The organism is Arthrospira sp. PCC 8006 (genome assembly GCF_046480465.1).
Lineage (GTDB): Bacteria > Cyanobacteriota > Cyanobacteriia > Cyanobacteriales > Microcoleaceae > Limnospira > Limnospira platensis.
Genome location: NZ_PKGG01000247.1, coordinates 1 through 6842, shown reverse-complemented (window position 1 = coordinate 6842; position 6842 = coordinate 1). Strand labels below are relative to the sequence as shown.

Genomic DNA, 6842 nt, shown 5'->3' with positions numbered 1-6842 from the left:
CGGGGGCGGTAAAAGAGTATTTGGAATCGAKACCGGAGGATTTACCGGCTTTGGCGTTGAGCTTTTTTAAGGCGATCGTGGAGTTCCCCAGTAAAGGGGTGATGGTGTTGTGGGACTTCATTAAATCCGGTTTATCGACGATGAAAGAGGTGTTGATGAGTAGCATCATGTTTGAGGTGGTGATTCCTCAACTTGTGATAGCGGGGATTCAATGGGTTTTGAGTTTGACTAACCCTGCTTCTGGAGTGCTGAAAATTGCTAAAGCTATTGTTGATCTGCTGATATTTTTTATCAACAATATGGACATGATTAGGGGGGTCTTAGAAGCACTGGGTGAGGTGATGGATGCGATTATATCTCAAATTGTGAGCCAAATTTCTCGGGCTGTTGAAGAGGCATTGGCGGACATTCTGCCGTTGGTTTTGGGGATGTTAGCTAGTGTTTTGGGTTTAGGAGGTATTCCTAAGAAGATCCAGAAAGTGATTACTAAATTAAAATCTCCGGTTGACAAGGTGGTGGGCGGTGTTTTTTCGTCGGTAGGCACGGTTTTGAGTCTGCTGGATCCGACATCTTTTATGATGGGTGCTTTTGAGGATAAAGTATCTAATAAGAAAAAATCGAAGAAAAATAAGTCGAAGAAAGGCAAGAATAAAAAAACCAAAACCAAAGGCAAGAAAAAGAATAAGAAGAAATCGAAAAAAAAATAAGGATAAACGGAAAAAGTCGAAAGCTAAGAAAAAGGATAAGAAGAAACGGAAAAAAAATAAGGATAAACGGAAAAAGTCGAAAGCCAAGAAAAAGGATAAGAAGAAACGGAAAAAAAATAAGGATAAACGGAAAAAGAAGAAGCCTTCCCAAGTCCTGAAGAAAGTGGCGAAAAAATTAACAAGTAAAATCAAGAAAAACCCGAAAGCTCGTCGGGTTAAAAAGGTGCTGAAAAAATTTAAGAAGAAATATAAACTTAAATCCCTGAAAATGAAAAAGAATAAAAAGACTAAAAAAGGGAGGAAATACCTGATTGTTGGTGTTGCCAAAAAACCTAAAAATAAAAATGGTAAAGTACAGAAAAAAGAGGCATCTGTAAATGTTGAAAATCCGACAATAACGCAGGGAATGGAAAGGGCTTTAGAAGAACAGCAAAACGAAGGAGAATCTCTATCTACTGGGGTTCGGGAACCGATGGAAGCTGCTTTTGGGTTGAATTTTGGGCGAGTTCGCATTCACCGGGATACTGAAAGCGATCGCCTGAGTCGTTCTTTGAATGCTAAAGCCTTTACGACAGGAAAAAATATTTTCTTCCGTCAAGATACTTATGCTCCCCATAGTGATGAGGGCAAAAAACTCCTAGCCCATGAACTGACTCATGTGGTGCAACAGTCGGGAGAAAAGCCTGATATTCAACGTTTATTTGCATCGGATACCTACAGTCGAGAAGTGATTCCGGTGGTTGATATGAGTCCGACGAAAATTCCGATAATTCAGGCGAAGAAAGACAAGAAGAAAAAGGTCAAAATTAAATCTAAGGTGAAAAAGACTAAGTTAAAAATGACTGTAATTATTACGGAGAAAGACAAGAAGAAGAAGAGCCAGAAAAAGCCGAAAAATATAGATAATCCGGAAGTGATGGAAGAAGTGAAATTGTCGCCGACATTGATCAGTAATGTAGTGGAGGCGATCAAGGCGATTATCAATCATAATCCTGAAAGAACAGCGGTGAGCAATAAACTGGAAGAGGTGCGAGTTAAATTTGCTCTGGAAGTGGTGAAACTTGTGCGGGCTGTGACGATTGGGGATAGCTTTGCTTACATTGTTAATATTCGGGGTAAGGGTAAATATTTGGATGCCCAAAAAATGCAGGGGTTTCTGAAGCGACTGGCTCGCCAGGCGGGTAAACCTTATAATGTTGGTATGGAGCCAAATGCGGGTATGACACCTAAGTCGTCAATGACCGATCGCACTATGTCTAGTAGTGTATCTGGGACTTCTAGTAGACAAAGGAGGCGATCGCCAGTTATCCCTACCCAGACTCAATCGAGGCAACTCAACGATCAACAACAACCAAAGCTGGACATTATCACCAAGGTCAGGCCAATCAACGCCAACAGTATCGAAGTGATAGTTAGGGCTAACCCAAAAGCGCAAAATGAATCACAACCAGTCAGCAAACCCCCCAATTCCTAATGTGTTACGGAGTCCTCAGTCCCTAGTCCTCGGTTCCTAGTCTTTAGTATCGAGGGTCTTTTCTGATATTTCCCAGAAAAAATTTTATTAGGCTTCAAATCAGGCAAAAGCCTTATACAGCAATAGATACAGCGATTGTCAATCTCGGTAAATTGCCAGGGGAGATAAATTTTAAGGAATTTAAGGTTATGTTTCTGTTTGTTAAGCGCTATGCTATAGAACAGATGGTCTCAAAAAATCAAATTTGCTGGACAACCTCTGGGTTGTTAACCAGGGTAAATTTGGGAACATTAGGAGACCTTACCTACATGCTATGGTTCCTAGATGCCCATAACAAGGCTTAACGCCGGACTAAAACTCATTTTAGTGATTAGAGTCAAGACATATCTGTGTTGGAGTTGGGCAGCCAAAGGAACCGGGCGAAAAACAATCATATTGGAGATTTGATGAGTCAATCCTTTGAAAGCTTAGGTATTTCCGAACAACGCGCTCGCCATTTAGAAACACTGGGTTTCACAGAACCCACCCCAGTTCAAATCCAAGCCATACCCGAAATGCTATCCGGTCGGGATGTTGTGGGTATGGCACAGACAGGAACTGGTAAGACTGCTGCCTTTTCGCTGCCCATTCTCGAACAGATTGACGTTCATGCCGCTGGTATTCAAGCGTTGGTTTTGACTCCCACCCGGGAACTGGCGATGCAGGTGAAGGAAGCTATTCGCACTTTTAGTGATGATAATGCCCTGTATGTGCTGACAGTTTATGGTGGTCAGTCCATTGATCGACAAATTCAGCGACTGCGACGGGGGGTTCAGGTTGTCGTGGGAACCCCAGGGCGTATCCTAGATCTACTGAACCGAGGTGAACTGAAACTTGATTCACTGCGTTGGTTAGTGTTGGATGAAGCAGACGAAATGCTGAGTATGGGCTTTATCCAAGATGTGGAAAAAATCTTGGAGTCGGCCGACTCTGAACATCGTCAGACGGCGTTCTTCTCAGCAACGATGGACGCTTCCATCTCGAAGTTGGTGCGACGACACCTGAAGTCCCCTGTGACTGTGAAGGTGGAAACTCCCAAGGCTACGCCTAAACGGATCGAACAGTCTGTTTATATGGTTCCTCGTGGATGGTCTAAAGCTCGCGCCCTAGAACCGATTTTAGAACTCGAAGATCCAGAATCGGCGATTATTTTTGTGCGAACTAAACAATCTGCGGCTGATTTAACTAATCAATTGCAGGCGGCAGGTCATAGTGTTGACGAGTATCATGGTAATCTCAATCAGTCTCAACGGGAGCGACTGTTGATGCGTCTGCGCCGCCGTCAAGTGCGCTGGATTGTAGCTACTGATATCGCAGCGCGAGGTCTGGATGTGGATCACCTCACCCATGTGATCAACTATGATCTTCCTGATCAAGTTGATAGTTATGTTCACCGCATTGGGCGTACAGGTCGCGCGGGTCGGGAAGGAAAGGCAATTACTCTTATTCAGCCTATCGATCGCCGTAAGTTGCGAAATATTGAACGTCACCTGCGCCAAACTTTGAGCATTCAGTCAATCCCCAAACGGGCAGAAATTGAGGCGCGTTACATTGACCGACTGAAAGACCGGGTGCGGGATGCTTTGGCTGGGGAACGTATGGCTTCTTTCTTGCCTATTGTCTCTCAATTAAGCGAGGAGTATGATCCCCATGCGATCGCCGCTGCGGCTTTGCAACTTGCTTATGATCAAACTCGTCCGGCTAGTATCGGAAGGGATGATTACGAAGATGATGACGATGCCGTTTCCAACAAACCTAAGCTAATTAAACGCCGCCGCCCAGCTTCTGTTTCCAATAACAGTTAGATGGCTGATTTACCGGATAGGCTTTAATTAATGTGGAGATGCGATCGCTTGGTCGCGTCTCACTCTATTTTTAGGGCAAATATTGAGGGTTAATTAGGTTAATGGCATGAAAAAAGGTGCATTTTCTGCGGGTGAAATATGGCGGCGCTGGGCAACTTTACTGTCTATTATCGCGGCTTTTGGGGTTAATATATGGACTAATATTGCCCCGATTAATGGTTTAACTGTCGGGGATATTTCCAATAATTTTTTTGTTAATACTAAGATAATTCCGGCTAATTATGCCTTCTCTATTTGGGGATTAATCTACTTAGGTTTATTCGGCTTGGCTATTTATCAGCTACTCCCTAGCCAACGAGATAACCCCCGTTTAGCCGAGATGGGTTATGGTTTAGTGTGGGCAAGTATAGCTCAAATTATCTGGATATTCTTGTTTTTATATAGGTTATTTCCCCAGTCGATTTTGGCGATGGTGGTAATTTTATTATCGCTGATATATTCCTATGTAAAATTAGATGTAGGTCGGCGGCGGGTTCCCAAGGGGGAATCTTGGTTAATTAATATTCCCCTGAGTATATATTTAAGTTGGATTAGTGTAGCGACGGTGGTGAATGTAGCGATCGCCTTAAATTGGATTAACTGGAATGGTTGGGGTATGGCTCCCCAAGTCTGGACAGCGATCATGATAATTGTAGCGGCCACTATTGCGATTATTATGAGAGTTCGCCACCAGGAAACCGCCTATCTATTGGTAACAATTTGGGCTTTAATAGCGATCGCGATCGGTCAAAATAATGAACCATTAATTGTGACGACTGCCTTAATGTCGTCCCTGGTAATTTCCCTATTTTCTCTAGGTTCAATCAATGCAATCGTAGACAATGGATAATGGAAATTCATCATCCTGGCGATTGTATAACTACCTCCATTATCCATCAATTGAGAATTGGGGAAGAAGGTCACAAAACCCTAGCCCTTAACTGAGCCAGAGGAAGACACATCATTTTTTTCCAGGTAGGGACATAGGCGCGTTGGTTAAAGACATCGTATTCGTTGCGCTCAATTTCATCTAAAATTTGTCGATAGAGCATTAAGGCGGTCCAAACAGGCCAGCGGATGTCAGGATGAAGGGCGGCGATGCCTTCCTCAGCGAGGGTATAGAATTTTCTAGCCCGCTGTATTTGAAAGCGCATCAACTCACGCCAGCGTTCATCTACTTTCCCATTCAATAAATCCGCTTCGGTATAGTTAAACAGAGCCAGGTCATCGAGAGGCAAATAAATCCGACCCCGTCGAGCATCTTCCCCCACATCTCGGAGAATATTAGTAAGCTGGTTAGCAATACCGAGAGCGATCGCCTCTTCTTTAGGATAATAAATAGACTGGTCACGATTCCAGGGAACACTCAGATCAGGTTCAGCAGTACCCATAACCGCCAAAGACATCAGTCCCACCGTCCCAGCGACCCGATAGCAATATAAATTCAACTCATCAAAGGTATTGTAGCGATTCCGGGACAGATCCATACGTTGACCTGCGATCATATCTCGGAAGGGTTGAATATCCAGGGGGAAGCGACCGAGGGTATCGACCAAAGCCACATCAACCGGATCAATAGGATGTCCAGCGAAAATCGATTCTAGTTGTTCTTCCCAGTGGTCGAGAGTTTCCAGAGTAGTAGAACTTGCCATAGGACCATCTACCAATTCATCGGTACGGCGACACCAAACATAAATAGCCCAAATAGCCTGACGCTTGGCCAGTGGCATCAATTGAGTACCCAAGTAGAACGTCTTAGCATACTGTGCGGTAATTTGGCGACAGAGTTCATAGGAATCTGACCGGGTTGCCGGAGTTCTCATGCGGGGGGATTTAGAGAGTTGCAGCATTCGTTTTTTTTTCAGGCTTGAGCTATCAGCCATAGGTTGTGCAGTTAGCAAAACATCATCAAGGAAATACCCTCGAGACGTTTCAGAGATTAGGGGACTTAGCTAGTCCTCAAGTCTTGTTGAATAGCCTGTGCTGTCAGCTTACCAGAAAGCACAGCACCTTCCATACTAGCGAGATAGCGTTGCATGGTGTAATCCCCACTCAGATAAAAATTAGGGATAGGTGTTTTTTGACTTGGGCGGCAAGCCTGCCGGCCAGGGGTAGCTTTATAAACCGATCGCGGCGTTTTCACCACATGATATTTGAGCAACTTAGCAGGTGATGGGAAATGTTGAGGAAATAGCTTTTCGAGTTCAGCCATAGTTGCGGCCACAATATCCGCATCTGACTTACCAATCCAATCAGCAGCGGGAGCCAAAACCAACTCTAACATTGAGCGATCGGGGTTAGCATATTCCTTACAAGTATTGCTCATGTCTGCATAGACACTAAGCAAAGGCGATCGGGAAAACAGTAGGTGATCAATATCAGTCAACTTGCGATCGAACCACAAATGAACATTAATCACGGGAACCCCTTCCAAACCCTCAAGTTGCTTAAAATAATCAAGCTCCTGCCAAGGTTTAGGCAACATCAGCTTGAGGGGGTCAACAGGCATAGCCGACACATAAACATCAGCGGTTAGCACTTCTTCCGGCGCACCATTTCGAGCCGGAATCACGAATCCCTCAACATAGCCGGACTCATTGACCAAAAACTCCTGAATGGGAGCATTTAATCGCACCTGTCCGCCTCGTTCCGTAATATAGTCTACCAGAGGCTGACACAATCTTTCCGTTGGCGACCCATCAAGAAAGGCCATTTTCGAGCCATTTTTTTCTTGTAGGAAGCGGTTAAGGGCGGTTAGAATGACAGTGGAGGATATTT

6 protein-coding genes are annotated in these 6842 nt (G+C 44.3%); 4 read left to right on the top strand and 2 right to left on the bottom strand.

The features are described from left to right. The first annotated feature begins 140 nt into the window (after positions 1–140). From B9T16_RS23800 to B9T16_RS23785, 4 genes are all read left to right on the top strand, one after another. Positions 141–707, top strand: a complete 567-nt coding sequence (locus B9T16_RS23800; RefSeq protein ID WP_410245933.1) for a hypothetical protein — start codon at positions 141–143, stop codon at positions 705–707. Between the two features lie 163 nt (positions 708–870). Continuing rightward, complete coding sequence (locus tag B9T16_RS23795; protein WP_410245932.1) at positions 871–2181, top strand: DUF4157 domain-containing protein; 1311 nt, start codon at positions 871–873, stop codon at positions 2179–2181. A gap of 446 nt (positions 2182–2627) precedes the next feature. Beyond that, positions 2628–4025 carry a DEAD/DEAH box helicase gene (locus tag B9T16_RS23790; RefSeq protein WP_006617243.1) on the top strand — a complete coding sequence of 466 codons (1398 nt, stop codon included), beginning with the start codon at positions 2628–2630 and terminating at the stop codon, positions 4023–4025. Positions 4026–4131: 106 nt separating this feature from the next. Then, positions 4132–4914: a hypothetical protein gene (locus tag B9T16_RS23785; protein ID WP_014274572.1), complete on the top strand. Its 783-nt coding sequence runs from the start codon at positions 4132–4134 to the stop codon at positions 4912–4914. A gap of 70 nt (positions 4915–4984) precedes the next feature. Here B9T16_RS23785 and crtB read toward each other — a convergent pair whose 3' ends face one another. Then, complete coding sequence (gene crtB / locus B9T16_RS23780; RefSeq protein ID WP_035736076.1) at positions 4985–5914, bottom strand: 15-cis-phytoene synthase CrtB; 930 nt, start codon at positions 5912–5914, stop codon at positions 4985–4987. 98 nt (positions 5915–6012) lie between these two features. Then, positions 6013–6842: FAD-dependent oxidoreductase (locus B9T16_RS23775; protein ID WP_410245931.1), on the bottom strand; the 830-nt coding region annotated here is incomplete at its 5' end.

What these genes read in the sequence shown, in the direction of transcription:
- B9T16_RS23800 (WP_410245933.1), top strand. Translation starts at nt 141, where the DNA reads ATGAAAGAGGTGTTGATGAGTAGCATCATGTTTGAGGTGGTGATTCCT.
- B9T16_RS23790 (WP_006617243.1), top strand. Translation starts at nt 2,628, where the DNA reads ATGAGTCAATCCTTTGAAAGCTTAGGTATTTCCGAACAACGCGCTCGC.
- B9T16_RS23785 (WP_014274572.1), top strand. Translation starts at nt 4,132, where the DNA reads ATGAAAAAAGGTGCATTTTCTGCGGGTGAAATATGGCGGCGCTGGGCA.
- crtB (WP_035736076.1), bottom strand. Translation starts at nt 5,914, where the DNA reads ATGCTGCAACTCTCTAAATCCCCCCGCATGAGAACTCCGGCAACCCGG.